Below are 25,246 nucleotides of genomic sequence, written 5' to 3'. Positions count from 1 at the left end.
ATCCGGATCCGGGCACTTACTGGATGAGGTAGATCGTGGCGAACAGGCCGATCCACACCACGTCGACGAAGTGCCAGTAGTAGGACACGACGATGGCGCTGACTGCCTGCTCGTGGGTGAACTTGCGAGCCAGATAGGTGCGGCCGAGGACGAACAGGAACGCGACCAGTCCACCGGTGACGTGCAGGCCGTGGAAGCCGGTGGTGAGATAGAACATCGTGCCGTAGGCCGAGTCGGGGATCGTCACGCCCTCGTGGATCAGGTCGGTGTACTCGAGCGCCTGGCCGCCGATGAAAACGGCACCCATCGCGTAGGTGAGGATGAACCACTCGCGCAGGCCCCAGCCGCTCATCTTGAAGATCGAGCCCTTGCGGCCGACCTGACCTCGCTCAGCGGCGAAGACGCCCAACTGGCAGGCCAGCGACGACAGCACCAGGATCACGGTGTTGACCGAGGAGAACGGGACGTTGAGCTTCTCGGTCTCCTGGGCCCACAGCTCGGTGCTCACTGCGCGGATCGTGAAGTACGACGCGAACAGGGCCGCGAAGAACATCAGCTCGCTGGAGAGCCAGATGATCGTGCCCACGCTGACCATGCTGGGTCGGTCGTGGTGCCCGTGCAGTCGGGATGCCGGAATCGTCGTCGCGGTGGCCACGTGCTCATTATGTCGGTAGTCGTTGCGTCGGCCACCTTGGCCCCCTCCCGATTCGCCGTCATATTGTTCACAGTGTGTTGACGACCCTCTCGACTACTCCGGCAGACCTCCCGGAGCTCACGCTCGGACGGGTGTTCACCGACTGGGGGATCGACCCCGTTCCGTTCGTGATCACGGTGTGGGTGGCAGGGCTCTACCTCCTCGGCGTACACGTGCTGCGCCGCCGCGGAGACCGCTGGCCGCTGGGACGCACGGTGGCCTTCGTCGGGGTCGGCATGGGCGCGTTCCTGGTCGCCACGGCCTCCGGGCTGGCGCGCTACGACACGACGCTGCTGTCGGCGCACATGGTCCAGCACATGATCTTGTCGATGATCGTGCCGCTGTTCCTGGCACTGGGCGCCCCGGTGACGCTGGCGCTGCGCACGCTGCCCGCGCGACCTCGGCGCTGGCTGCTGGTCGCGTTGCACTCCCGGGTCGCGAAGGTGCTGTCCTTCGCCCCGCTCGCGTTCCTTCTGTACGTCGTCTCGCCGTGGGCCCTCTACTTCTCACCGTGGTACGACGCGAGCCTGCGGTCGGCGTACGTCCATGAGCTCATGCACGTGCACCTGGTGCTGGTCGGGTCGCTGTTCTTCTGGCCGCTGATGGGTCTCGACCCGGTGCCGGGGCGGGTGCGCTGGCCGTTCCGGCTGCTGCTCGTGATGATGACGCTGCCCTTCCACGCCTTCCTCGGCGTGACGATCATGGGGCAGTCGACGCTGATCTCCGGCGAGTGGTACCTCGCCCTGCGCGAGGGCCCGATGGGCGCCTGGTTGCCGGATGCGATGGCCGACCAGCACCGGGCCGGCGGCATCCTGTGGGCGTCGGGCGACCTGATCGGGCTGGTCTTCTTCGGCGTCCTGTTCGTCCAGTGGGTGCGCTCGTCGATGGCCGAGGGCAGGCGTGAGGACCGGCGTCTGGACCTGCTCGAGGCACGAGCGGCCGCCGACGCCGCCCGGGCCCCGGACCGGTAGCATCGGCGCCGTGACCGACACCGCCGCCGCCCCGACCGCACCGTTGAGGGTGCTGGTCTACTCCGACGACATCGACACGCGTCAGCAGGTCATCCTCGCGCTGGGTCGTCGTCCGCACCCCGACCTGCCCGAGCTGCAGTACGTCGAGGTCGCGACCGAGCCGGTCGTCATCTCGAACATGGACGCCGGCGGCATCGCGCTGGTCATCCTCGACGGCGAGGCCGTCCCGGCCGGTGGCATGGGCATCGCCAAGCAGCTCAAGGATGAGATCTTCCAGTGCCCCCCGGTGCTCGTGCTGACCGGCCGCCCCCAGGACGCCTGGCTGGCGACCTGGTCGCGCGCCGAGGCCGCCGTATCTCACCCGATCGACCCGGTGGCGCTGGCTGAGGCGGTCATCTCGCTGCTCAAGTCGCGGGTGCCGGCGACAGCCTGAGCCGGCCATGACGACCACCTGGGCCGACGTGCTCTCCGGCCTCGTCGAGGGTCGCGACCTGTCATCGCAGCAGACCGCGTGGGCGATGGGGCAGGTGCTCGAGGGTGCCGCGACCCCTGCGCAGATTGCCGGCTTCGCGGTGGCTCTGCGCGCCAAGGGCGAGACCGTCGACGAGGTCATCGGACTCTCCGACGCGATGCTCGCGGCCGGCAACCGCATCTCGGTGCCCGGCCGGCTGCTCGACGTCGTCGGCACCGGCATGGACCGCTCGATGTCGGTCAACATCTCGACCATGGCCGCCATCGTCGCGGCCGGTGCGGGGGCGCGGGTCGTCAAGCACGGCTCTCGCTCGGCGTCGTCGACGTCGGGGTCCGCTGACGTGCTCGAGGCCCTCGGCATCCGCCTCGACCTGCCCGTCTCACGCGTCGCGGAGGTGGCCGAGGAAGCCGGCATCACGTTCTGCTTCGCGGCCGCGTTCCACCCGGCGATGCGGCACGCCGCCGCGCCCCGGCGCGAGCTGGGCATCGGCACGACGTTCAACTTCCTCGGCCCGCTCTCCAACCCGGTGCGGCCGGCAGCCCAGGCGATCGGCTGCGCCGACCTGCGGATGGCGCCGATCATGGCCGAGGTGTTCGCCCGCCGCGGTGTCGACGCCTGGGTCTTCCGCGGCGACGACGGGCTCGATGAGCTCACCGTCTCGACGACGTCGACGGTCTGGGCGGTGCGCGCCGGCGAGGTCATCCGCTCGGTGCTCGACCCGGCCGACCACGGCATCGCCCGCAACCCCGTCGAGTCGCTGCGCGGCGGCGACTCCGTGCACAACGCCGAGGTCGTACGCCGCCTGCTGGCCGGCGAGACCGGGGCAGTGCGCGACGCCGTACTCCTCAATGCGGGGGCCGCCCTGGCCATCTACGACGCACGTGAAGGAGCGCTCGGCGAGCAGCTGCAGGCAGGCCTCGACCGGGCGACCGAGTCTATCGACTCCGGTGCGGCGGCGGCGACGCTCGAACGCTGGGTCGCTGCGTCAGGCCGCTGACGGCAGGTCGAGCACGAACGACTCGCCCTCGCGGCGGAACCCGAGATTGTCGTAGTAGGCCCCGACCATGCGCGGCGGCGTCACGACGCGGCGGATGCCGAGGCCGGTGAGCAGGCCGCTCTTGCGCCAGACGAACTCGCCGGGGGAGAAGTCGCGGTAGCGCGGCGTGACGTAGTCGAGCAGGACCCGCGCGGTGTCGCCATCGGCGTGCAGGAGTACGACGCCGACGGTCTCGTCGCCACGCTGCACGAGGTGGGCGAACTGGCCGGCAGCCTCGGCGTCCCACGTGAAGTCGGGCTGGAAGGTGAGGATGTCGTCGCCGCGCACCCGAAGGACGTGGCGGAGGTACTCGGCGTCCGGTCGCACCTGCAGCACCTCGAACGCCGCCTCGTCGTGCCGCTTGCGCAGCAGCTTCACGATGAACCACACGTTGATCGCAGACAGCACGATGTTCATGCCGACCATCGGCCACACCGCCAGGCCGGCGTTGAAGACGACGAGCAGCACGCAGGCCGCGAGGTTGAGCACGCGAAAGCGGAGCACCCGCGACTGGAGCAGGGAGTACACCAGGAGTGCACTGCCGCCCCAGCCGAGGATGTCGAGCCAGAAGTCCTCGAGCCAGGTCACGGCCGGAGGCTAGCGGATCAACGCTTGACGACCAGCTTCACGCCTGTCGCGATCCTCTGCTCGTTCGTGCTGCCCCGTCGCGCCGGCCTGCCGCATGGCCAGGAGAAGCAGGCCGGGACCTGTCACCGCGAGGCCGCTCACGAGGAGGGGATGTGGGGGAGTCCAGCCGTTGAGGACGCCACCGCTCAGTGCCGAGAGGGTGTTGGCGAGGTCGAGGGCGGTGACCGTGAAGCCGGCGGCCATGGCGGTTCCGATCATCACCGAGATCGCGCCAGCGCCGCGAGTGCGTGTGGTCGAACGGTCGAGCATCCAGCCGGCGAGAGCCAGCCAGCCAACGACGTACGGCCAAGCATAGCGACCCTGCCAGGCGTAGCCGAGCTGCGCGAATGACAACACGGTTATCGAGATCGCCATCAGGGAGACGATCACGAAGATGGCCACAGTCGCGAGACGGGCCCGACCCGGCGCAGCGCGGAGCGCGAGGACAAGGAGCAATGCCCACGCAGCGATGACGAGGGCATAGACGATGATCGGCGCGTCGTTATTGCGGCTCGGCACAGCGGCCACCTGCTGAAGGACCCAGGCGATCCAGTTGCTGAACATCTTCGGCCACGGGCTTGCGGTCATGTGCGGACCGGTCTCGGTCGACGGGTCGTTGGTGCCGGACGTGAGAGTCCAGGCGACGCCAGCACCCACCGCAATGCCGGCGACGACGAGGGACGGGCGGAAGCGACGACTTCGTGATGCCCTCAGGAAGCCCGGGACGCCCATGGCCAAGGCAGCGGTGCCGAGGATCAGTGCCAGCCACAACGGACCAAGCGAGCGCAGGACGGCAATGTGCGCCGCGGCCACCGTGCCGGCGACGACGACCCAGCGCGGCGGATGAGCACCGTCGACGCTGCCGTACAGCAGCGCACACCACAACAACAGGCCGGCTGCCATCTCGGGGCCGTTGGGTGCGCCGATGATGGTCGAGTAGAGCATCGTCGGGGTGCATGCTGCGACCAGCGCCGCGGTTGGCCAGCTGGTGCGCGCCGTACGGCGGACGACGGCGAACGCCAGCGCCATCAGCGCCGCGCACCACACGGCTGTGGTGATCCGCATGGCCTGCGCGGCGGCGACCCCGTGGAACGGCCGTGCGACCGTTCCCGTCACCGCGTAGAAGGCCGGGTTGTAGCGAGCTGCGGCGCTGCCGACCAGCACTCGCCCGTCGGCCAGCTCTGCGCTGGGTCTGCAGTCGTCGCGCCCGGTGTAGCTGAGCGCCTCACACACCGGCCGGGCGCCTTCGACGATGTCGCGGGGTACGGCGAGCAGCTCACCGCGTCCGCTCGCCACCTGCTGGTGGGTGCGGCTCCAGTCGCCGCGCGCAACTGCCGCGGCCTTGAACACGTGGTCGTGCTCGTCGATGCCCTGGAAGGGCGGGACGACCAGGAGCCAGACGGCCTGCAGCAGCATGAGTCCGACGAAGGCCGTCGTCCAGGTGCGGAGCAGCGAAGGCATGTCAGGCGCCGATCCCGTGTCGCAAGAGGTCGCGCACGGCAGACCAGTCACGATCGGCCACGGCACCAGGTGCGGTGGGCCTGTGCGCCGGTGTCGTCGCGGGAACCGTCGTCGACGCACTCGACGTGGTCGAAGTCGATGCGCAGCCGCGTGATCACGTCGAAGAGCACGCTGCCCTCGTTGTACGCGGGCACCACACCCACGCGTCCCGGATCCCCATGGCTACCTCCACCTGTCCGCAGCAGCGTAAGGAAGGTAAAGACCTCGCCGGCGTCAAACGAGGGGAAATGGCCGACCGTCGGTCGGTCTAGTCACAACGGGCCATACCGCGAGACCAACGTCAGTCGAGACCGAGCGAGAACGCCGACTCGAGGTCGTGGCGGGAGTAGGCACGGAACGCGATGTGGGTCTCGGTGGCGGTGACCCCGTCGACCTTGTTGAGCTTGTCGGCCACGACGGCGGCGACGTCGTCGTGGTTGGTGACCCGCACCAGGGCGATCAGGTCGATCTGGCCGGTGACGGAGTAGACCTCGCTCACGCCGTCGAGGGCGGCGATGGCCTCGGCCACCTCGGGGATGCGCGCGACGTCGGCCTTCACGAAGACGATGGCGGTGATCATGGGGACACGCTAGCGGGCCGGGCGGTGCACCGGGCTCGGCAGGCGCTGCTCGTCGAACGGCACCAGAGAGAGCCGTGCCTGGGTGGCCGCGTCGTACAAGGGCAGGTGGCGGGTGGCACCCGCCACCGGACAGACCCAGTCACCGTCGACGTCGATGAGGCGGATGCCAGGCGCCTCGAGCCAGCGCAGCACCTTCTCGGTCTCCTCTGCGGTGGCCGCCGGCACGGGGCCGGGCGCGTTGCGCACGGACTCGGCGCTGGCGCGCAGCTCTGCGACGTAGTGCAGGGCGTCGGCACCGGAAGGGATGACTCCCGCGGCGGCCAGTCGACCGTGCCGGACCACGTGGACGGCCCAGCGGCCGTCGTCCTCCCTGCGGCCGGCCACCACCTCGGGGCACCGGGTGAGGGCGGAGAGGCGCTGGGTGCGGGCAGCGGCACGCACGAACGACGACAGCCGGTCGCGGTGGACGCCGGCCTCCTCGAAGCGCTCGAGCCCGGCGAGCGAGCTCATCCGCTGGTTGATCGCCTCGACCACCTCGTCGGGGCGTCGCAGCAAGGTGTCGCGCAGCTGCCCGACCAGAGCGGCGTACGTCGAGGCGTCGACGCTGCCGTCACACGGAGACAGGCAGCGACCCATCTCGGCCAGCACGCAGGCCGACCGGGTGGCGGGGGTCGGGGTGTGTGGCAGCTTGTCGGAGCACTGGCGCACCGGGAACGTCTCGTGCAGCGCGGCCAGGCACTTCTCTGCGGTCTTGCGGGAGGAGAAGGGGCCGAGGTAGTCGGCGTCGTCGTCGAGCACCCGGCGCACCAGCGACAGCCTGGGCCAGGCCTCGCGGGTGAGCTTGACGAAGTGGACCTTCTCGGGAAACCGCGAGCGGCGGTTGTATCTCGGCTTGTGCTCGGCGATACCGCAGCTCACGCACCTCGGCCTCGAGCGGGGTCGCGCACTCGATGCCGGTGACGGTGGAAGCGAGGTTGACCATCTCGCCCATCCGCGAGCGGGTCTCGGAGGCGGTGAAGTAGGTGCGGACGCGGCTGCGCAGGTCGCGGGAGGTGCCGATGTAGAGGACCCGGGACCGGTCGTCCTTGAAGAGGTAGACGCCGGGGGAGTGCGGCAGTGACTCGGCGAGGTGCCGCTTCTTGCGCTGGGAGGCGCTGACCCGTGAGCTGAAGGTCTGGAGCTCCTCGAGGGTGTGCACCCCCAGCCCGCCCAGCCGCTCCATCAGCCCGTGCAGGACATCGACCGTGGCGCGGGCGTCGGACAGGGCACGGTGGTTGGGGGTGGTCGTGGAGTTGAAGACGCGGGCCAGCGAGGAGAGCTTGCAGTTGGGCGCGTCGTCGCGGGTGATGACGCGGCGCGCGAGCTTGGCGGTGTCGAGCACCTCGAACCGTGGCCAGGCTCGGCCCTGCTCGCGGTTGAAGTGCTGGAGGAAACCGACGTCGAACGGCGCGTTGTGGGCCACCAGCACCGTGCCGGCCGCGAACTCGAGGAACGCCGGCAGCGCGGACTCGATCGACGGCGCGTCGCTGACCATGGCGTTGGTGATGCCGGTGAGGACGGCGATGAACGGCGGGATCTCGGCGCGTGGGTTGACCAGGGTCTGGAACTCGCCCAGCACCTCACCGGAGCGCACCTTGACGGCCCCGATCTCGGTGATCATCGAGCCGCCCGCGGCCGAGCCGCCGGTCGTCTCGAGGTCGACGACGGTGAACGTGATGTCGCGCAAGGGCCGGCCCAGCTCGTCGAAACTGCGTTGCGCCTCCCATCGGGAGGCCGCACCCTGAACGGCAGTGCTCATGTCGGCGACGCTAGACGTGGGCACCGACAAAGCCGGGACGCCCCGCGGACTACGCTGACCGGGATCGCCGTACCGACGGTTCGCACGCTCGACAGGAGACACCTCGTGACCACCGCCCTTCCCGACGCGTCGCAGCGCTGGCGCTGCGCGGGCTGCGGCAACCTGACCCGCTTCGACGTCAGCCGCAGCCGCCGGACCACCGAGTTCTGGCACTTCGACCTGGCCGGCGACCACGTCGTCGAGGAGGAGCAGGTCAAGGACGAGGCACTGGAGTCGGTGACCTGCCGCTGGTGCGGTCGCGCCGACGCCATCGAGCTGGTCGACCGCAACGAAGCAGCGCTCGCGGACGACCCGTCCGTCGACGGTCCGGCGGCCGGTCAGCGCTAGGTCGGGGTGACTGCCTCGTGACGACTCCATGAGCGTCGATCCCGAAACGTCCGGGCCGTTGCTGGGGGAGCTGTCCGACGTCGTCCGGCAGCGCGTGCTGTCGCTGGCCTCCGATGCCCTGCCCTCGGTGACGAACATCCCCGCGCCACTGCGCCGGGTGGTGCTGTTCGCGCCACAGCGGCGCGCCCGCCTGGGTGGGGCGGCCATTGCCGCGGCGATGGCCGACGAAAACTTCCGGGCTGCCGTGGGTGTACAGGTCGCGGCCGGTGCCGCCCCGTCGGGTGACGACGCCGCAGCCTCGGCGGCCTGGGCCTGGCTCACCCGACCTCACGACTGGCAGGCGGCGTACGACGACGCGCTCGGCCGACTGATCCCCACCGGGACCCCCGATGCCAGCGCTGCGGAGACCGAGCGCCTGCGTCAGCGCGTCGACGCCCTGGAGACCCAGGCGCGCGAGGCAAAGGCGACCCACCGGCAGCGGCTCGACGACCTGCGCACCGAGAACATGACCCTGCGCCGCAAGCTCGGTGACACCCGGGCCAGCCAGCGGGCCACCGAGGCCGCGCTCGACGAGGCTCGCGAGGCGGTGGCGTCGGCCGAGGGCGCGGCCAGCCAGGTCGCAGCTCGCGCTGAGACCGAGCTGCGGCGGCTACGAGCCCAGATCGACGAGCTCTCGGCCGGGGCACGCACCGAGCGCAAGGAGGCACGCGCGCAGCGCGACGACGCCACTCTGCGCGCCCGCCTCCTGCTCGACACGGTGCTCGACGCGGCCAGCGGTCTGCGGCGCGAGCTGGCCCTGCCCCCGGTGGACGGGGCTCCCGGCGACCGGCTGGAGGCCGAGATCGAGGCCGCGGGGGCGCCCCTGGCGGCGCGACCCGGCCCACCCGAGGGGCCGGCCCTGCTCGAACAGCTGCTCTCGTTGCCGCGAGCCCGCCTGATCGTCGACGGCTACAACGTCAGCAAGACGGCCTGGGAGCGTTCGTCACTGGAGGCGCAGCGGGTGCGCCTGATCGGTGGGCTCGCCTCGGTGGTCGCCCGCACGGGCGCCGAGACCACGGTGGTGTTCGACGCCGCCGCTTCGACCACCCGGCCCGTCGTGCCGACCCCCCGAGGGGTCAAGGTGCTGTTCAGCCCGCTGGGCGTCATCGCCGACGACGTGATCCGCGACCTGGTCGCGGTCGAGCCCTCGGGGCGCCCGCTGGTCGTCGTGACGAGTGACCAGGCCCTCGGCTCCGACGTGGCTGGCGGTGGTGCCCGGGTGATCTCCGCGGCGAGCCTCGTGGCTCTCCTGACACCGTGACGCCGGGCGCGAACCCGGGCCCGACACGCCGCTGACGGCCGGCCCGGCCGGGAATGTCGGTGCCGGCTGTTTCAGTCCGGAGCATGACGACACGGATCGACTGCGACACCTGCCTGGTGCGGGGGTTGGCCTGCCACGACTGCGTGGTGACGGTGCTCCTGGGCCCGCCCCCCGAACTCACCTTCGACGACGACGAACGCGCAGCGCTCGACGTCCTGGCTGCCAGTGGGCTGGTGCCACCGCTGCGGCTGGTGCGGCCGGTTGCCGGTCCGGAGGTCGAGTCCGCATGAGGCAGGTGTGACAGGTGTGACTCGGATCTCACGATGAGACCCGAAACGCGGCGCGACATCCGGTTGAAAGTTTGGCTCAGCCACACCTGCGCCGTTAGTCTCGGACGTTCTGGCTCCCGTGGCAGCGGATCATCAGGATCTGTGCGGGGGCCGCGCCGAGTCTTTGGTCACGGGCAACCGTGACCTGGAGCCGGGGAACCATTCCCTCTGGGGTGAATCGCCGTCAAGGCGGCCGCACTTGTGTGGCCGAGGAGTCGGTGTAGGGCATGTCGTGCCCGAATCCGTCAGCTCACCCGGTAGGCGTACGACACACAAGGGAGACCGCCCGCTCGTGATCCACGACCGGCTGCGACTCAGCACTGCCGTCATCGGCCTGACTGCGATCGCCTTCACCGGCTTCATCGCGGCCACTCCGGCGCAGGCCGAGCCCGAGATCAAGGACGTGCAAGCGCGCGTCGACCGCCTCTACCACCAGGCCGAGCAGGCGCAGGAGCGTTACCACGACGCCCAGCTGCAGCTCGATGACCTGACCGAAGACCTCGGCACGCTCGAGTCCGACGAGCGCCGTCAGGACGCCCGCCTCGACGTGGTCCGCGACCAGGTCCGCGAGTCCGTTCTCCGCCAGTACCAGGGCGAGGGCATCTCCACGGTCGGCCAGGTCGTCGTCTCCGAGGACCCCGGCGCCTTCCTGGGCCAGCTCTCGACGATGTCGGCGTTCAACGACCTCCAGTCCGACCTGTTCTCCTCCTACTCCACCGAGCTCGACGCCCTCGACCTGCGCCACGAGGCGACGACCGAGCGCTCGAGCGAGATCGCCGACGTCACCGCGCAGCTCTCCGACGAGAAGAAGGAGGTCGACGCCAAGCTCGCCGAGGCCAAGACCTTGCTCTCCGAGCTGAAGGACGAGGAGCGCACCCGTCTGCTCGCCTTGTCCCGCGGTGGCAGCACCACCCGCCTGCCCTCCGACGTACCCGCGTCAGGCCGGGCCGCGGCCGCCGTCGGCTACGCGATGGCGCAGGTCGGCGACTCCTACGTCTACGGCGCTGCCGGCCCGAGCGCGTTCGACTGCTCCGGTCTGACGATGATGGCCTGGGCCCAGGCCGGTGTGGGTCTCCCGCACTCGTCCAGCGCCCAGTACGGCTCCGGCCCGCACATCGCGGCCAGCGACCTCCAGCCCGGCGACCTGGTCTTCTACTACAGCCCGATCAGCCACGTCGGCATGTACATCGGCAACGGCCTGATCGTGCACGCCGCCAACCCGGGCACGGGCGTGGCAGTCTCCGGCCTCTACTCGATGCCCTATGTCGGAGCGGTTCGCCCCGGCTGATGGAGCCCCACAGATGACCTCGAGGACCGGTCGCCCACGTTGGTGGGTGGCCGGTCTTTCGTTGTGCGTCGTGGCGGCCCTGGTCGTCGTTGTCGTCGTGGTGTTCCGCGACGACACTTACCGCGTCGAGCCAGGCGCCACGCCGGGGGAGCGGCCGAGTGCACAGCCCGCGCTGGCGGCATCTGCCCTGCACACCCTGGAACACGCCGTGGAGTCGGGCGACGGCTCCGCACTGGAGGCCCTCGCTCCCGACGAGGCGTCGCGCACCCTGCTGGCCGACGTGGTGGCCAACAGCCGTGACCTCGACGTCGAGGACTTCTCGATGCGGTACGTCGACGAGGTCGGCGCCGTGGCTGCCGACGGCTCCTGGCAGGCAGCGGTCGACCTCACCTGGGCCTTCGGCGGGTTCGACAGCTTCCCGGCCGCCACCGAGGTGGTGGTCGGTTTCGCACCGGTGGCAGACACAGTGGGCATCACGTCCTTCGGAGACCCGTTCGGAAGCCGTCGCTCACCCGTGTGGCTCGGCCAGCGCGTGCACGTCGTACGCGGCAAGGGGCTACTGGTTCTCGCCGCCGAGTCGCGCCGCGTCGCCCGCACGTACGCCGACCGCCTCCGCGCCGCCTACCCGGCAGTGCGCGCCGTGCTGTCGCGGTGGCGGCCGTCGGTCGTGGTGGAGGTGCCGGCGTCCGCGGCCGGCCTCAACGCGGCCCTGGGCTCGGCCCCGGGCAGCTACGACGCGGTCGCGGCCGTGACGACCACGGTGGACGGATCCCAGGACGAGCAGGCGCCCGTGCACGTGTTCGTCAACCCGGACGTCTCGCGCCGGCTGCGCAGCGAGGGCGCGCAGATCGTGATGACCCACGAGGTCGTGCACATCGCCACCGACGCCGCGCTCAGCCCGATGCCGCTGTGGCTGCTCGAGGGTTTCGCCGACTACGTCGCCCTGCTCAAGGTCCGCCTGCCGCTCTCGGTCACCGCCGCCCGCATTGCGGGCCAGGTGCGACGTGACGGGCCACCCGACCGGCTGCCCGGAGCCGAGGAGTTCGACCCGTCGGCCGATGGGCTCGAGGCGGTCTACGAGTCAGCCTGGCTCGCTTGCCTGGTGCTCTCTCAGCAGATCGGCCAGGACGGCCTCGAGAAGGTCTACCGGGCCGCCGACGCGGGCATCGCTGTCGAGGATGCGTTGGGAGAGGCTGGCATCAGCCAGCAGCGGCTGGTCCGGCTGTGGCGGGACCGCCTGCAAGACTTGGCCTCGTGACCGACACCACCACGCCGGGAGATCGTCGCATCGCGTGGTGGGTGACCGCCGTGGGTGGCCTCGCGTTCGTCGTGCTCGCTGCACTCGTCGTGCCCTGGCACCCCGTGCCCGGAGGTCGCGTGACGCCCGTCGACCCCGGGTCGGTGTTCACGACGTTGCAGCTCGCGCGGGCCGACGATTTCGCCCGGTGGGCCCGGATCTGGAGCTGGGGGTCGCTCGCCGTGGCGTTGGTCGTGGCCGCCGCGCTGGGCTTCACGCGACTCGGCCGGAGCCTGATGCAGCGGCTGCCCGGACCCTGGTGGGTCAGGATCGTGCTCGGCGTCGCCGCCTGCGACTTGATCGGCCGGCTGGTCACCCTGCCCTTCGCCATCATGTTGCGACGCCTTCAGCGAGCCAACGACCTGACGCGCCAGTCGTGGGGTGGCTACGTAATCGACACCGTCAAGGGCGAAGTGCTCGACATCGTGGTGACCAGCATCGCGCTGGTCATGTTGATCGGGCTGGCCCGACGGTGGCGCAGAGTCTGGCCGGTGGTCGCGGCAGGCCTGCTGGCGGCCCTGATCGTGCTCGGGTCGTTCGTCTACCCGTTGCTCGTCGAGCCAGTGTTCAACAACTTCACGTCGCTGCCCGACGGCGACCTGCGCACCGGCATCTTCGAGCTCGCCGGCAAGGAGGGCGTGCCGGTCGACGACGTGCTGGTGGCCGACGCCTCGCGTCGTACGACGACGCTCAATGCCTATGTCAGCGGCTTCGGCGGCACCAGGCGGGTCGTGCTCTACGACAATCTGGTCGACGACCTGCCGCGCGACGAGGCGCTGTCGGTGGTCGCCCACGAGCTGGCCCACGCACGACATCGCGACGTGGTCGTGGGCACCGCGCTGGGCGCGACCGGTGCGGTGATGGGTGTCGGTCTGCTCGCGCTTGTCGTCGGCTGGTCACGGCGCCGGTCGGGCCACGGGAGCGACGGGATGGCCGACGTGGCGGTGGTGCCGCTGGTGCTGGCGCTGATGGCGTTCGGGACGGTGCTGTCGGCGCCGGTGCAGAACGGCATCAGCCGGCAGATCGAGACGCGGGCCGATGTCGACGCGCTCAGGACTACCGGGGAGCGGGCGCCGTTCGTGGAGCTGCAGCGTCAACTGGCGCTGCGGTCGATGGCCGACTCGACACCACCGGCGTGGTCACAGTGGTGGTTCGGGTCGCACCCGGGAGTGCTGATGCGGATCGCTGTCGCCGACCGGCTGATCGACTGAACCCGATGCGTCAGGAGCAGGAGCCGCTGCTGGCACCCGTCTCGATCCTGATGGTGTCGCAGGTCCCGGTGAACATCTCGCCGGTGACCCCGCCGAACAGGTAGACGGCAACCGCGATGACCGCGGCGATGCCCGAGACGAGCAGGCCGTACTCGACGGCGCTGGCGCCCCGTTCATCCCGCAATGGCTTCTGCCTCACGTCACTACGTCCTTCACAGTGTCTTGATGGGACAGATGGCCGCGAGCTGGCTGCCCACGGCCATCCCCGATCACGCTTGAGCGCAGGTCAGGTTGAGCAGGTGGCAGTGGTGGTGGTGCTGCTTCTGATGGCAGTGCAGGTGTCCGAGAAGGCTTCCTTGACGACCGGGCCGAGGGCCATGACGGCAACGACGATGATGGCCGCGATGCCGGCGATGAGCAGGCCGTACTCGACGGCGGAGGCGCCGCGCTCGTCCATCTTCGCCCTGTGGCCCTGGAGGAGAATGGTCATGTACTGGATCATGGTGAGTCCTTCCGATGTGGATGCTGGGACCGGAGGCGCTCGCCTGGCCCGATGACGCAATCTTCACCGCAATCGCGGCGTGATGCGGTCCACACATCAGTCGAGGATGCATAGCCCGAACGGGCTATCACGGGGGTGACCCGGGCGCGCGGTCAACGCACGTTCGGGGAGATGCTCGACAGCAGCCCGCTCCGCATCGCGGTCACCAGGGCCTGCGCGCGGTTGGTGGCGCCGAGCTTCTGGTAGATCCGCGCGATGTGGGACTTGGCCGTGGACTCGCTCATGTAGAGCTGGCCAGCGATCTGGCCGGCACCGAGTCCGTCGGCGAGCAGCAGCAGCACCTCGTGCTCGCGGTCGGAGAGCCGGGTCGACTCACCAGTGGTGCGCCGGATCATCGCCGACGAGAGACCGGCGCACAAAAAGGTGCGGGGGGACACGGCGGCGTGCTTGGCGGCTTTGACCACCTCGGTGGAGGGCGAGTCCTTGCCGACGAAGGCCGAGGCGCCGGCCTCCATGGCAGCAAAGATCTGCTCGTCGCCCGAGTGCATGGTCAGCACGACCAGGCCTGCGTCGGGAGCCTCGCGACGTACGGCGCGGACGACGTCGAGACCCGTGCCGTCGGGCAGCTGCAGGTCGGTGACCACCACGGCCGGCCGCTGCTCCTGCCACGCAGCCAGGGCCTGCGCGACGGTGCCGGCCTGGCCGACGATGCGCAGCGAGGAGTCGAGGGAGAAGGCAGTGGCCAGGCCGTGCCGGATCAGCTCATGGTCATCGACCAGCAGGACGGTCGTCGGGCTGGCTGGGGCGGAAGCATTCATGCGTCGATGCGATCCTTGGGTGAGGGGTTGTCGTCAGGGTGCACTCGTACCGAATCTCCCACACGGACGGACACCCGCGTACCACCGCCCTCGGCCGGACCCACGTCGAGCACGCCGCCGATGAGGGCGGCGCGCTCTCGCATGATGGACAGGCCATGGGAGTCGCGTCGGCCGGGCTGGAGCCCGCGGCCGTCGTCGGTGACGACGATCTCGGCGGACGGGGCGTGGACGCGGCAGTGCACGTTGATCACCGTAGCCCTCGAGTGCCTCACGGCATTGTTCATCGCCTCCTGGGCGATGCGCAGCAGCTCCGCCTCCACCTCGTGGCGGAGGCGACTGGTCCGTTCGTCGGCGGTCACCGAGATCGGCATGCCGCTCACGTCGCTCAGATGGCGGGCCAAGGCCGCGATCGCGGCCCCGAGACTCTCGCTCGACCCGGCCTGGGTGCGCAGCGTCATCACGGAGTGACGGACCTCCCCGACCACTGAGGTGATCATCGAACGCAGCTGGTGGAGCGCGGCTTCGTGCTCGGGCGTGGGCGCCGCGCTGATCAGGGCGTCGACGATGTAGCCCATCGACGCGATGTCCTGGGCCACACCGTCGTGCATCTCCCTGGCCAGCCGGCGTCGCTCGTCGGAGGTCGCGGAGTCGCGGAACTCCGCGAACAGCTGTGCGGTGTCGAGGCGTAGCGCGATCGGCTCGAGCCTGGTCGCGAGCGAGCGCAGCTGCTTGGTCAGACCCAGCAGCTCGGGGTCGAGACCGGCAGCGAGTCGCCCGCTGACGACGGCGATCGTCACGCCGGACGTCGTCAGTGGGAAGGCGAAGTCGTGACCGACCACCTGCACCGAACCCTCCGACCAGGCCGTTTCGGCCAGCTCGTCGATGTTCGACGGCTCGGGCTCCTCGGACGACGAGTGGCTGGCGAGGGCGATCAGGACGTCGTCGCGGCTCACGTGGAGCACCGCACGCTGCACCGGCAGCTCCGAGCCGACCTCCTCGAGGATCGACCCCGCCATGCTGGTGGGGTCGAGTCCGCCGCTGAGTCGGCCGGAGAGGTCGAGCAGCTCGCGGATGAGCAGCCTGGCCTCGCGGTACGGCGCCGAGCTGTCGGGTTCTTCGTCGGCCAGTGAGCCCAGAAAGCTGGCTACCAGGCCGAGCCCGAACCCCGTGACCAGCCAGGTGAAGACGTCCGCCATCTGGTCGGCCGTCGGCGCCGCCTGTCCCAGTCCCATGACGACCACGAGTCCGATGGCCTCGGCGGAGAGAGACGCGGCCACTCCGCGGGCCCCGCGCCACAGACCGTGCGCGAACGGTGGCACGGCGAGCGCCGCCAGGAGCGCCGGCGCCTGCGCGAAGGCGATGCCGCAGATGAGTCCGACGGCGAGAGCCTCGGCCAGGCAGATCAGCGCCAGCGAGAGCCGGGTGCGCACCGCCAGTGAGACCGCCAGCCAGACACCGATGAGGGCCAGCAGACCCAGCACCCCGTAGACCTCGCGAGCCCACAGCACGGGAGCACCGAGCGCGAGCAGGACGAACGCTCTCGCGCCGTCGACGAGTCCGGAGTGAGGGTGCTGGGCCTGGGCGGCCATCACCCGAAGTTGTCCATGATGTTGATGGCTGCCGGCCCGAGGACGGCGATGAACAGGCAGGGCAGGATGCAGAAGATCAGGGGGATCGTCATCTTCACCGGCACCTGCTGGGCCTTCTCCTCGGCACGCTGTCGTCTCTTGACACGCATCTCCGACGACTGTACGCGCAGCACCTGCGCGATGGGGATGCCGAACGCGTCGGCCTGCACCAGCGAGCCGATGAATCCGCGGAACTCCGGCAGGTTGGTGCGGTCGGCCATGCCGCGCAGGGCGTCGGAGCGGCCGGAGCCGATCTGCATCTCGCGCAGCGCCCTGGAGAACTCGTCGGACAGCGGTCCCTCGGTGTTGCGGGACACCTGCTGCACGGCGGCGTCGAAGGCCAGGCCCGACTCGACGCTGATCGTGAGCAGGTCGATCGCGTCAGGCAGGTCCTTCTGCAGCTGCTTCTGGCGGTCGTAGCCCTTCTGGTACAGGTAGAAGTTCACGGCGAAGAAACCGAGCACGGCGCCTGCGCCGACCACGACGATGCGGGTGGTGAGCGAGAGGTCGAGCACTAGGAACGCCACCGCTGCCGCTATCACGGGGCCGACGACCAGCCCGACGACCTTGAGGGCAACCACCCGGTCGACGGTCCAGCCGACCGGGCTGCCGGCGAGATCGAGCTTGTGCCGGATGCGCTCCGAGGAGTCGGCGCCGGTGAACGTCCGGCCGATCGCAAGGGCACGGCGCTGGAGCGGGTCGAGCACGCGCTCCTTGAACGGCCGGTCGAGCTCGGCGGTGAGCTCGCGCGGTGCGCCACCCATCGCCTCGAGGGCGGCCAGTGCCCGGGCAACGCTGGCGCTCTCGTGCTGCGCGGTGCGACTGGCCATCGACACGAGGTAGATCGCGAGCAGGACCAGAAGCAGGCCCAGGATCAGCAGCATCGTCATGTCAGACCTCCACCTTCACGAGACGGCTCATCCAGAAGGCGCCCACGCACAACATGGCTGCCGCGAACCCGATCATCAGCCAGCCCCGGGGGTCGCTGAGCATCACCCCGAAGTAGTCGGGCTGGGTGAGGAACAGGTACAGCCCGAAGAGCGGAGGCAGCAACCCCAGCACCCACGCGGACAACCTGCCCTCGGCAGAGAGCGTCGACACCTGACGACGGAGGTACTCCCGCTCGCGGATGGTCCCGGCCACGGTGTTCAGCAGCTCACCGAGATTGCCGCCGACCTGGCGCTGGATCTTGATGGCCATCACGACCCAGGCGAAGTCCTTGCTGTCGAACCGCTCGGTGATGCCCTCGAGCGCGTCCTCGAGCGGGACACCGAGGCGGGTCTCGACGAGCACCCGCTTGAACTCCGAGCGCATCGGCTCGTTGCCCTCGCGCACGATCGTGTCCACCGACTGGGCCAGCGAGAGCCCGGCCGACAACGAGCCGGACATCAGCTGAAGAGTGTCGGGCAGAAGCGCGCCGAAGGCCTTGAGGCGGCGCTTGCGCTTGAAGCCGAGCCACAGCCACGGCAGCACCAGGCCGAGCATCAGGAACAGCATGCCCTTGACCAGGCTTCCGCCACCGATGAGCAGGCCGAGCAGGCCGGCAGCGACGACGATGCCGCCGTGCAGCAGCAACCACTCGGCAGGCTTGAAGTCGCTGCCCGCCGCGTCGAGCCGCCGGGCGATCCGGACCTCGAGCGACTTGTTGCGGCTGAGCATCTGGGCAGCGACGTCCTTGGCCTGGGACAGGGCCTGGTCCGGACCCTTCTCGTCGGTCAGGCTCGGTGCGCGGCCCCGGCCGTCGGCGTACTGGACGATGCGTGCTTCGGGAGTGAGGTCGGGGGAGCGGGTCATCGAGAGGGTCAGGATCCACAGGAAGCCCAGCAGGCCGACACCGAGCAGCCCGACGCCGCCGTAGACGGCCCACATCGGGATCTCGAGCGCCTTGTCGGCCAGCGCCGTGCGCGGCACCGCAGGGCCCTGGGTGTCGTCACTGCGGGAGCGGATCGGCGCGAAGATGTCGGCCGTCAGGGTCTGGCCGCCGGCCACCAGGGAGATCGCCACGGTGGCATCGCTGCCGGTCACCGACGCGGGTACGGCGCCCTGCACCAGCACCTGGCGGGCAAGGACGTCGGCCTCGGCCGAGAACGCCTCGGCGAGCTGCTCGGACTCGGCGCTGATGACGGTGCCGTCACCGGCCGCGGCCATCTGCTGGAGCGGCTCGACTGCTCCTGCCTGCTCGAGGGAGACCACGTCGGTCAGGACTTGGGCATCCTCGATCGCCTGAGTGACCACGGAGAGCTCGGTGCCACTCGTGTCGGCGCCGTCGGAGAGGATCAGCAGCTGTCGCTGACCCTCGGTGCCGGCCATCTCGACGCCGGCGAGCACGCCGTCGTACAGCCGGGTCTTGAGCCGCAGGCTCAGCTGGTCGATCACGGCCTGGGCGGCAGCGCGGTCGAGGGTCGGCTGGAGCGGGGTCGCCACCTCGCTGTCGAACGTGACGATGCCGACATAGACGTCGTCGGGTACGACGTCGAGGAAGGCGGTGGCGGCCGTCTTCGCCGCCGTGAACCGCTGGCCCTTCATGGAGTTGCTCGTATCGATCGCGAGAACCGTCGTGCGTCGGACCGTCGTGGTGGCGGCGGCCAGTTCGGCGCTGGCGTCGGTGTCGACACCGCCGATCGACAGGGTCGCGGAGTCGAGGTCGGGCTCCACGTCAACGGGCACCGAGACGAGCACACTGAGGGTGCCGTCGGCGTTCTCGACGTGGGCGATGGTGAGCTCGTCGGCGGCCTGGGCGGCGGGGGCCCCGACCGTGCCGAGGGCGACAACCGCGAGGGCGAGCGCGAGCAGAGTCCTGCGCATCACTGCCCGTCCATCGCGAAGAGCATCGGGTCGACGGTGACGTTGGCATACTGCATCTTCTCCAGGAAGTGCGGGCGGAGCCCGGTGGCGCGCAGTCGGCCCAAGGTGTTGCCCGAAGCGTCGAAGCCGGCGGAGTGGTCGTAGGCGAAGACGTCCTGGAGGGTGATGATGTCGCCCTCCATGCGCTCGACCTCGGTGAGGTGGGTGATCCGGCGGGTGCCGTCCTTGAAGCGGGTCTGGTGCACGATCAGGTCCACCGCAGAGGCCACCTGCTCGCGGATGGCGCGCACCGGCAGGTCCATGCCCGCCATCAGCACCATCGTCTCGAGGCGGGCCAGGGTGTCGCGTGGCCCGTTGCTGTGGAGCGTGCAGATGGACCCGTCGTGACCGGTGTTCATCGCTTGAAGCATGTCGAGCGCCGAGGAGTCACGGACCTCACCGACGATGATCCGGTCGGGCCGCATGCGCAGGCTGTTCTTGACCAGGTCGCGGATGGAGACCTCACCGCGCCCTTCGATGTTGGACGGGCGCGACTCGAGTCGGACCACGTGCTCCTGCTTGAGCTGGAGCTCCGCGGCGTCCTCGATGGTGAGGATGCGTTCGTCGCCGGGGATGAACGACGACAGCACGTTCAGGGTCGTGGTCTTGCCGGCGCCGGTGCTGCCCGAGACGATGATGTTGAGCCGGCCGCGCACGCAGGCGTCGAGGAAGGAGGCCGTGCGGTCGCTCAGCGAGCCGAAGCGGATCAGGTCCGCCACGGTCAACGGGTCGGCGGCGAACTTGCGGATGGTCAGCGCCGAGCCGTCGATGGCCAGTGGGGGGACGACCGCGTTGACGCGGCTGCCGTCGGGCAGGCGGGCGTCGACCATCGGGCTGGACTCGTCGACACGACGACCGATGCGCGACACGATCTTGTCGATCGTGCGCCGTAGGTGGGCCTCGTCGGTGAAGGTCGCCTCGGCCGGCACCAACTTGCCCGAACGCTCCAGCCAGATGTTGTCGGGCCCGTTGACCATGACCTCGGAGACCTCGGGGTCGCGCAGGTATGGCTCGATCGGGCCGTAGCCGAGGATGTCGTCGCTGATCTCGGTGGTGACACGGGTGCGCTCGACCGCGCTGAGGGGCTTGTCCTGGGCGGACAGCACGTCCTGCAGCGCGGCGCGGACCTTCTGGTCCAGCTCGTTCTGGTCGAGGTTCGAGGCGTACAGCGTCGGACCGAGCTGGCGGAGCAGCTCGGTGTGCACGCTCGACTTGATCTCATCGATCCGGTCGGTCTGCTGCGGCAGCGCCCGGCGGCCGGAACCGCGGTTGGCGCTCTCGACCTCCGCGCCCGTGGCGGCGCGCCGCTTGCCGAGCGTCGTCGGGACCGCAGCAGGGGCCGGCGGCGCAGCAGGCGCGGCGATCGTGGCGGAGGCGGGGCCGCCGATGATGAGCTCGGCGAGCTCATCGTCGCTGGCCTCGAAGTCACCCTCGGAGTCGGACTCGTCGGACCCGAGGCCACCGTCCTGACGCTTGCGAGCCGCGTTGAGGCGGTCGGCGAGACTGCTCATCTGGTCACCTCCTCTTCCTGAAGCGGCGCGAACCGCCGGACGGCACGTCGTCCGTGGACGTCATCACTTCGCCCGTCAGTCGCGTGGCCAGGGCGCGGACGACCCGGGACGACTGGTGGTCGGGAGATGAGAGGACGATCGGCAGGCCGGCGTTTGTCGCCGCGGCGATGTCGATCGAGGACGGCACCTGGGCGGCGATCTCCATGCCGAGGATCGACTCCACCTTGTCGGCGCCGAGGCCGACCTGGTCGTCGGCCCGGTTGAGCAGCAGGTGCCGGTGGTCGACGGCGATGCTGAGCATGTCGAGCGTGTCGAGGGCCACGCGGACGTTCTTGAGCGTGGGTACGTCGAGAGTGGCCACGATGACGCACTCGTCGGTGCCGTCGAGGGCGGTCAGGGTCTGCTCGTCGAACGTAGGTGCGCTGTCGACCACGATGTAGTCGAACTGCTCCTGGAGGACCTTGAGCAGCCGGCTGACTAGCGCGCCGGTCACCCGGTCGCGGGCGTCGGGCAGGCTGGGCGCGGCGAGCACCATCAGCCCGGACTCGTGCTTGGTGAGCATGCTCTCGACGAGCGGGAAGTCGAGGGAGTCCTCGCTGCCGATCAGGTGCTCGACCGAGTGCGTCGGGAAGAGTTGCAGGGTGATGGCGACATCGCCGAACGCCAGATCCATGTCGACCAGGCAGACCTTGCGGAACCCGTCCCCGGCCAGGGCAAGGGCAAGGTTGACCGACATCGTGGTCTTGCCGACACCGCCCTTGGGCGAGAACACCGTGAGCACCTTGCCGAGGCGACCCGCGGGGGCGTCGCCGCGCAGCGCGATGGACACCTCCTGGGCGCGATCGAGGGCGTAGCCGATGGCGGCCATGTCACCGTCGGCGACGACTTCGCGGACGCCCGAGTGCATGGCTCGCGTGAGCACCTCGGTGTCGACGACCTCGCGGACCAGGACGACGTAGATCATGGGCCGCTGGATGCGCATCGTGTCGGCGAGGGAGAGGGCCTCTTCCAGGGGCACGTTCGGTCCCAGTACGAGGGCGTACTCCTCGGCACGCTGGTCGAGCCACGACACGACGCGATCGGTGGTGTCCACGGCGTTGCCACCCGGAGGCAGGGACTTGAGCAGCTCGGAGAGCTTGCTCGGCTCAGGATCGACGGCGAGTGGCATCGCTGATCACCCGAACAGGTTCTCTGCGGTCACGCCCGTGTCCTTGGCGACGGTGCTGGTGGAGTTGCGCAGGGCGAACGTCAGCTCGCCGTTGGAGGTGGCGAACATGACCCGCTGAGCTTCCACCTGGTCGAGCGCCAGGGTGAGCAGCGTGGCCGGCAGCTGCTCGACCGGAGCCTGGTCCCCCTCGGCGACCACCGGGGTGGGCGTCGTGGAACCGACCGCGATGACGGTGGCGTCGGGGAGCAAGAGCCGCGTGAACGGCTCTCCGCTTGTGGCCTCGACGCCGTTGAGGAACACGGCCACCTGCGAGCCGGCCTTCACGAAGCCAGCCACTCGGGACGTGTCGGTCAGCTGGACCGAGATGGCGACCTTGCCGTCGGGGATCGGGAGCAGCGACGCGTCGCCGGCCTCGCCGAACTTGTCGCCCAGGATCTGCTCGCCCGGGAAGATTCGGGTGTTGGCCGACTCACCGGCGATCGTGTCGATGCTGGTGACGGCACCGGGCAGCGCCATCGTCTTGGGGACCGGCTCCAGCTGGAGCTTGCCCGAGGCGGCAGCAGCGTCAATGGTCTCGCCGGGTTCGATCACGGCGACGGCGCGGAGCACCTCGACGTTGTCGAACTTCGCTACGGCGCGACTCTCGGCACCCTGGACGTACAGGAACACCAGTGCGGTGCCCAGTGCAGCCACCAGCGTGGCCACCACGAGCAACAGCTTTCGTCGGTCCATCTGCGTGCGGCCTCTCGTTCAGGAGGACCTGTGGGGCCCGTCCCGGCGGTTCGTTCGGTAGGTGCACCGGCCGCTTCGAACCTTGCGGTTCGGCGAGAACTGGTGCGCGAACAAACGCTAACGGCCGAGGAGGCTGCGTGTAGTGGTTTTGCTCAAGGAAGGTAAAGGGCCTCGACGTCGTCGCGGAACTCCCGCAGGACGACGTTGCGCTTGAGCTTGAGGCTCGGGGTGAGCTGGCCGCCCTCCTCGGACCACGTCACCGGCAGGATCGTGAACTTGCGGATCGACTCGGCCTTGGACACCGCCTTGTTGGCGTCGTCGACGGCGTCCTCGACCGCGGCACGCAGATCGGGGTCGTCGACCAGTTCGGAGATGCTGCCGCTCTTGCCGTGCTGCTCGGCCCAGGCCGGGAACGACTCCTCGTCGATCGTGACCAGGGCCGCGATGTACGGCTGGCCGTCGCCGACGACGATGCACTGGTCGACCAGGGCATGGGCCCGGAGGCGGTCCTCGAGGACAGCCGGGGCGACGTTCTTGCCGCCGGCGGTCACCAGGATCTCCTTCTTGCGGCCGGTGATCTTGACGAAGCCCTCGTCGTCGACCTCGCCCACGTCGCCCGTGTGGAACCAGCCGTCGCGCTCCAGGGCCTCGGCGGTGCCCTCCTCGTTGTGCCAGTAACCGGAGAAGACCTGGCCGCCGCGGAAGAGCAGCTCGCCGTCGTCGGCCACCCGCACTGCGGTGCCGGGCAGCGGACGGCCGACCGAGCCGACCTTCTGTGCGTCGGGCAGGTTGACGGTGAGGGCGGCGGTGGTCTCGGTCAGCCCGTAGCCCTCGAGGATCGTCAGCCCGATGCCACGGTAGAAGTGGCCCAAGCGGTCGCCGAGCGGGGCGCCGCCGGAGACGGCGTACTCGCACCTGCCGCCGAGGGCGGCCAGCAGCTTGCCGTAGACGAGGCGCTTGAAAACGGCGTGCCGGGCACGTACGGCGACGCCGGGGCGGCCCCTGTCGAGGCCGCGGCTGTAGGCGATGGCGGTGTCGGCGGCACGGTTGAAGATCGCGCCCTTGCCGTCGGCGGTGGCCCGCTGGGAGGCCGTGTTGAAGACCTTCTCGAAGACGCGCGGCACCGCGAGGATGAACGTTGGCTGGAAGACCTGGAGATCGGCCAGCAGATTCTTGATGTCGGCGCTGTGGCCCATCTTCACCCGGGCCTTGACGCAACCCACCTGGATGATGCGGGCGAAGACGTGGGCGAGCGGCAGGAAGAGCAGGGTGGACGAGCCCTCGACGAAGAGCTTGTCGAGCTCCTCGACGGCCACGCCGAGCTCGAACATGAAGTTGCCGTGGGTGAGCATGCAGCCCTTGGGCAGGCCGGTCGTGCCGGAGGTGTAGATCAGGGTGGCGATGTCGAGCGGAGTCGCGGTGGTACGCCGCGCCTCGAGCTCGTCGTCGGAGATGTCCTCGGCCAGGCCGGCCAGCACGCCGACGGCGTTGTCGGTGATCGACCAGACGTGGTGCAGGTCGTCGAGGTCGGCACGCACCTCCGAGATCCGGGCGATGTGGTCGGTCGCCTCGGCGACCACGGCGCGGGCCCCGGAGTCGCGCAGGATGTGGCGGACCTGTTCGGCCGAAGAGGTCTCGTAGATCGGCACGGTGACGGCGCCGGCGAACCAGATCGCGTAGTCGAAGAGCGTCCACTCGTAGCGGGTCCTGGAGATCAGCGCGACCCGGTCGCCGGCCTCGATGCCCGCGGCCATCAGCCCCTTCGCCACTGACTGCACCTCGGCCAGGAACTCGGCGGAGGTGACGTCCCGCCACTCCTCACCCGTCGCGCGGCTGAAGACGACGGCATCGCCGGCCTCGCGTGCGTTGGTGACAACGTCGTCGGTGAGATTCCCGGTGGCCGGGATCTCGACGTTCAGGGGCGTGGAGAACTCACGCACGGGGGTGCCTCCTGCGAGTGTGGCTGGCGAACTGCGCACGTTACCGCCGGGTTGCGGGGACAGCCCATGGGGGCGTAGTCCTGGCCGATCCGGCGGGTCCGGATCCGGTAAGGTCGCAGATCCCAGCCCACCCCGTCGGTCACCCGCACCGACTCGCACCCTCAGGGGTATCGATGGCCGAACAGACCACCTCCTCGATCGTCATCGACGCCTCCCCAGCTGACGTGATGGCGGTCATCGCCGACTTTCCGGCTTATCCCGAGTGGGCGAAGGGCGTGAAGACAGCCGACGTCGTGCGCGAGGGCGCCGGCGGTCGGGCGGACGAGGTCTTCTTCTCGCTCGACGTCTCGCCGATCAAGGACGAGTACACGCTGAGCTACGACTGGTCGGGCAACGAGCAGGTCACCTGGACCCTGGTGGAGGGAAAGATGCTCAAGGCACTCGACGGCGCCTACGTGCTCCGTGACCTCGGCGCCGGCTCGACCGAGGTGACCTACCGGCTCGCGCTCGACGTCTCGATCCCGCTGATCGGCATGCTCAAGCGCAAGGGCGAGAAGATCCTCATCGACACCGCGCTCAAGGGTCTCAAGAAGCGCGTCGAGTCGCTCTGACG

Annotated in this window: 27 protein-coding genes and 1 riboswitch; of the genes, 10 read left to right on the top strand and 17 right to left on the bottom strand. The window is 69.8% G+C overall.

Features of this window, described 5'->3' with window-relative positions:
• Positions 1-16: 16 nt before the first annotated feature.
• Positions 17-622: a heme-copper oxidase subunit III gene (locus tag H4Q84_RS04545; RefSeq protein WP_282580341.1), complete on the bottom strand. Its 606-nt coding sequence runs from the start codon at positions 620-622 to the stop codon at positions 17-19.
• A gap of 107 nt (positions 623-729) precedes the next feature.
• On the opposite strand from H4Q84_RS04545, the gene H4Q84_RS04540 reads away from it, so the two are divergent.
• Genes H4Q84_RS04540 through trpD form a run of 3 tightly spaced genes read left to right on the top strand, consistent with a single transcriptional unit; the run spans position 730 to position 3,134 of the window.
• Positions 730-1,665 carry a cytochrome c oxidase assembly protein gene (locus H4Q84_RS04540; protein WP_248582221.1) on the top strand — a complete coding sequence of 312 codons (936 nt, stop codon included), beginning with the start codon at positions 730-732 and terminating at the stop codon, positions 1,663-1,665.
• A 10-nt stretch (positions 1,666-1,675) separates the two neighbouring features.
• The gene (locus H4Q84_RS04535) at positions 1,676-2,098 is read left to right on the top strand and encodes a hypothetical protein (protein ID WP_248582220.1); all 423 of its coding nucleotides are present in this window, start codon (positions 1,676-1,678) and stop codon (positions 2,096-2,098) included.
• Positions 2,099-2,105: 7 nt separating this feature from the next.
• The gene (gene trpD, locus H4Q84_RS04530) at positions 2,106-3,134 is read left to right on the top strand and encodes an anthranilate phosphoribosyltransferase (RefSeq protein WP_248582219.1); all 1,029 of its coding nucleotides are present in this window, start codon (positions 2,106-2,108) and stop codon (positions 3,132-3,134) included.
• On the opposite strand, the gene H4Q84_RS04525 is transcribed toward trpD, so the two are convergent.
• From H4Q84_RS04525 to H4Q84_RS04505, 6 genes are all read right to left on the bottom strand, one after another.
• Positions 3,123-3,761, bottom strand: coding sequence for a hypothetical protein (locus tag H4Q84_RS04525; protein ID WP_248582218.1), 639 nt, complete (start codon positions 3,759-3,761; stop codon positions 3,123-3,125). The two genes, trpD and H4Q84_RS04525, sit on opposite strands and share 12 nt — an antisense overlap.
• A gap of 9 nt (positions 3,762-3,770) precedes the next feature.
• Positions 3,771-5,261, bottom strand: a complete 1,491-nt coding sequence (locus H4Q84_RS04520; RefSeq protein ID WP_248582217.1) for a DUF2142 domain-containing protein — start codon at positions 5,259-5,261, stop codon at positions 3,771-3,773.
• Between the two features lie 47 nt (positions 5,262-5,308).
• A complete protein-coding gene (locus tag H4Q84_RS04515) occupies positions 5,309-5,464 on the bottom strand; it encodes a hypothetical protein (protein ID WP_248582216.1) in 156 nt (51 codons plus the stop codon).
• 137 nt (positions 5,465-5,601) lie between these two features.
• Positions 5,602-5,880, bottom strand: a complete 279-nt coding sequence (locus tag H4Q84_RS04510) for an Lrp/AsnC ligand binding domain-containing protein (protein WP_248582215.1) — start codon at positions 5,878-5,880, stop codon at positions 5,602-5,604.
• Between the two features lie 9 nt (positions 5,881-5,889).
• Positions 5,890-6,516, bottom strand: a complete 627-nt coding sequence (locus H4Q84_RS23320) for a hypothetical protein (protein ID WP_349238406.1) — start codon at positions 6,514-6,516, stop codon at positions 5,890-5,892.
• A complete protein-coding gene (locus H4Q84_RS04505; protein WP_349238405.1) occupies positions 6,491-7,678 on the bottom strand; it encodes a DEDD exonuclease domain-containing protein in 1,188 nt (395 codons plus the stop codon). The genes H4Q84_RS23320 and H4Q84_RS04505 overlap by 26 nt, the downstream gene beginning before the upstream one ends.
• Positions 7,679-7,783: 105 nt before the next feature.
• On the opposite strand from H4Q84_RS04505, the gene H4Q84_RS04500 reads away from it, so the two are divergent.
• The 6 genes from H4Q84_RS04500 (at position 7,784) to H4Q84_RS04475 (ending at position 13,490) form a co-directional block, all read left to right on the top strand.
• Positions 7,784-8,065, top strand: a complete 282-nt coding sequence (locus tag H4Q84_RS04500) for a hypothetical protein (protein ID WP_248582214.1) — start codon at positions 7,784-7,786, stop codon at positions 8,063-8,065.
• A gap of 28 nt (positions 8,066-8,093) precedes the next feature.
• Complete coding sequence (locus H4Q84_RS04495; RefSeq protein WP_248582213.1) at positions 8,094-9,365, top strand: NYN domain-containing protein; 1,272 nt, start codon at positions 8,094-8,096, stop codon at positions 9,363-9,365.
• An 83-nt stretch (positions 9,366-9,448) separates the two neighbouring features.
• Entirely contained in the window at positions 9,449-9,655 is a 207-nt protein-coding gene (locus tag H4Q84_RS04490; protein ID WP_248582212.1) for a hypothetical protein, read from the top strand.
• 153 nt (positions 9,656-9,808) lie between these two features.
• A riboswitch (cyclic di-AMP (ydaO/yuaA leader) is annotated at positions 9,809-9,959 on the top strand.
• Entirely contained in the window at positions 9,927-10,982 is a 1,056-nt protein-coding gene (locus H4Q84_RS04485) for a C40 family peptidase (RefSeq protein WP_282580310.1), read from the top strand. It overlaps the preceding riboswitch by 33 nt.
• A gap of 13 nt (positions 10,983-10,995) precedes the next feature.
• Entirely contained in the window at positions 10,996-12,240 is a 1,245-nt protein-coding gene (locus tag H4Q84_RS04480) for a hypothetical protein (RefSeq protein ID WP_248582210.1), read from the top strand.
• Positions 12,237-13,490 (top strand): M48 family metallopeptidase, encoded by a 1,254-nt coding sequence (locus H4Q84_RS04475; RefSeq protein WP_248582209.1) that lies wholly within the window; start codon positions 12,237-12,239, stop codon positions 13,488-13,490. Before H4Q84_RS04480 ends, H4Q84_RS04475 begins: the two co-directional genes overlap by 4 nt.
• 10 nt (positions 13,491-13,500) lie before the next feature.
• Here H4Q84_RS04475 and H4Q84_RS04470 read toward each other — a convergent pair whose 3' ends face one another.
• The 10 genes from H4Q84_RS04470 to H4Q84_RS04425 form a co-directional block, all read right to left on the bottom strand.
• Positions 13,501-13,689 (bottom strand): Flp family type IVb pilin, encoded by a 189-nt coding sequence (locus tag H4Q84_RS04470; RefSeq protein ID WP_248582208.1) that lies wholly within the window; start codon positions 13,687-13,689, stop codon positions 13,501-13,503.
• A gap of 87 nt (positions 13,690-13,776) precedes the next feature.
• Positions 13,777-13,980 carry a Flp family type IVb pilin gene (locus H4Q84_RS04465; protein WP_248582207.1) on the bottom strand — a complete coding sequence of 68 codons (204 nt, stop codon included), beginning with the start codon at positions 13,978-13,980 and terminating at the stop codon, positions 13,777-13,779.
• Between the two features lie 164 nt (positions 13,981-14,144).
• Positions 14,145-14,810, bottom strand: coding sequence for a response regulator transcription factor (locus tag H4Q84_RS04460; RefSeq protein WP_248582206.1), 666 nt, complete (start codon positions 14,808-14,810; stop codon positions 14,145-14,147).
• Entirely contained in the window at positions 14,807-16,399 is a 1,593-nt protein-coding gene (locus tag H4Q84_RS04455) for a histidine kinase (protein WP_248582205.1), read from the bottom strand. The genes H4Q84_RS04460 and H4Q84_RS04455 overlap by 4 nt, the downstream gene beginning before the upstream one ends.
• Positions 16,399-17,328: a type II secretion system F family protein gene (locus H4Q84_RS04450; RefSeq protein WP_248582204.1), complete on the bottom strand. Its 930-nt coding sequence runs from the start codon at positions 17,326-17,328 to the stop codon at positions 16,399-16,401. The genes H4Q84_RS04455 and H4Q84_RS04450 overlap by 1 nt, the downstream gene beginning before the upstream one ends.
• Position 17,329: 1 nt before the next feature.
• Positions 17,330-19,243, bottom strand: coding sequence for a type II secretion system F family protein (locus H4Q84_RS04445; protein ID WP_248582203.1), 1,914 nt, complete (start codon positions 19,241-19,243; stop codon positions 17,330-17,332).
• Positions 19,243-20,793: a CpaF family protein gene (locus H4Q84_RS04440; protein ID WP_248582202.1), complete on the bottom strand. Its 1,551-nt coding sequence runs from the start codon at positions 20,791-20,793 to the stop codon at positions 19,243-19,245. Before H4Q84_RS04440 ends, H4Q84_RS04445 begins: the two co-directional genes overlap by 1 nt.
• A gap of 4 nt (positions 20,794-20,797) precedes the next feature.
• On the bottom strand, positions 20,798-21,961 hold the full coding sequence (locus tag H4Q84_RS04435) for a P-loop NTPase (RefSeq protein WP_248582201.1): 1,164 nt from the start codon (positions 21,959-21,961) through the stop codon (positions 20,798-20,800).
• Positions 21,962-21,967: 6 nt separating this feature from the next.
• Positions 21,968-22,693, bottom strand: coding sequence for a Flp pilus assembly protein CpaB (gene cpaB, locus H4Q84_RS04430; RefSeq protein ID WP_248582200.1), 726 nt, complete (start codon positions 22,691-22,693; stop codon positions 21,968-21,970).
• A gap of 152 nt (positions 22,694-22,845) precedes the next feature.
• On the bottom strand, positions 22,846-24,633 hold the full coding sequence (locus H4Q84_RS04425; RefSeq protein WP_248582199.1) for an AMP-dependent synthetase/ligase: 1,788 nt from the start codon (positions 24,631-24,633) through the stop codon (positions 22,846-22,848).
• Positions 24,634-24,806: 173 nt separating this feature from the next.
• On the opposite strand from H4Q84_RS04425, the gene H4Q84_RS04420 reads away from it, so the two are divergent.
• Positions 24,807-25,244 carry an SRPBCC family protein gene (locus tag H4Q84_RS04420; protein WP_248582198.1) on the top strand — a complete coding sequence of 146 codons (438 nt, stop codon included), beginning with the start codon at positions 24,807-24,809 and terminating at the stop codon, positions 25,242-25,244.
• Positions 25,245-25,246 lie beyond the last annotated feature (2 nt).

Source organism: Nocardioides sp. InS609-2 (assembly GCF_023208195.1).
Classification (GTDB): domain Bacteria; phylum Actinomycetota; class Actinomycetes; order Propionibacteriales; family Nocardioidaceae; genus Nocardioides.
This window is presented reverse-complemented; position numbering and strand designations above follow the sequence as displayed.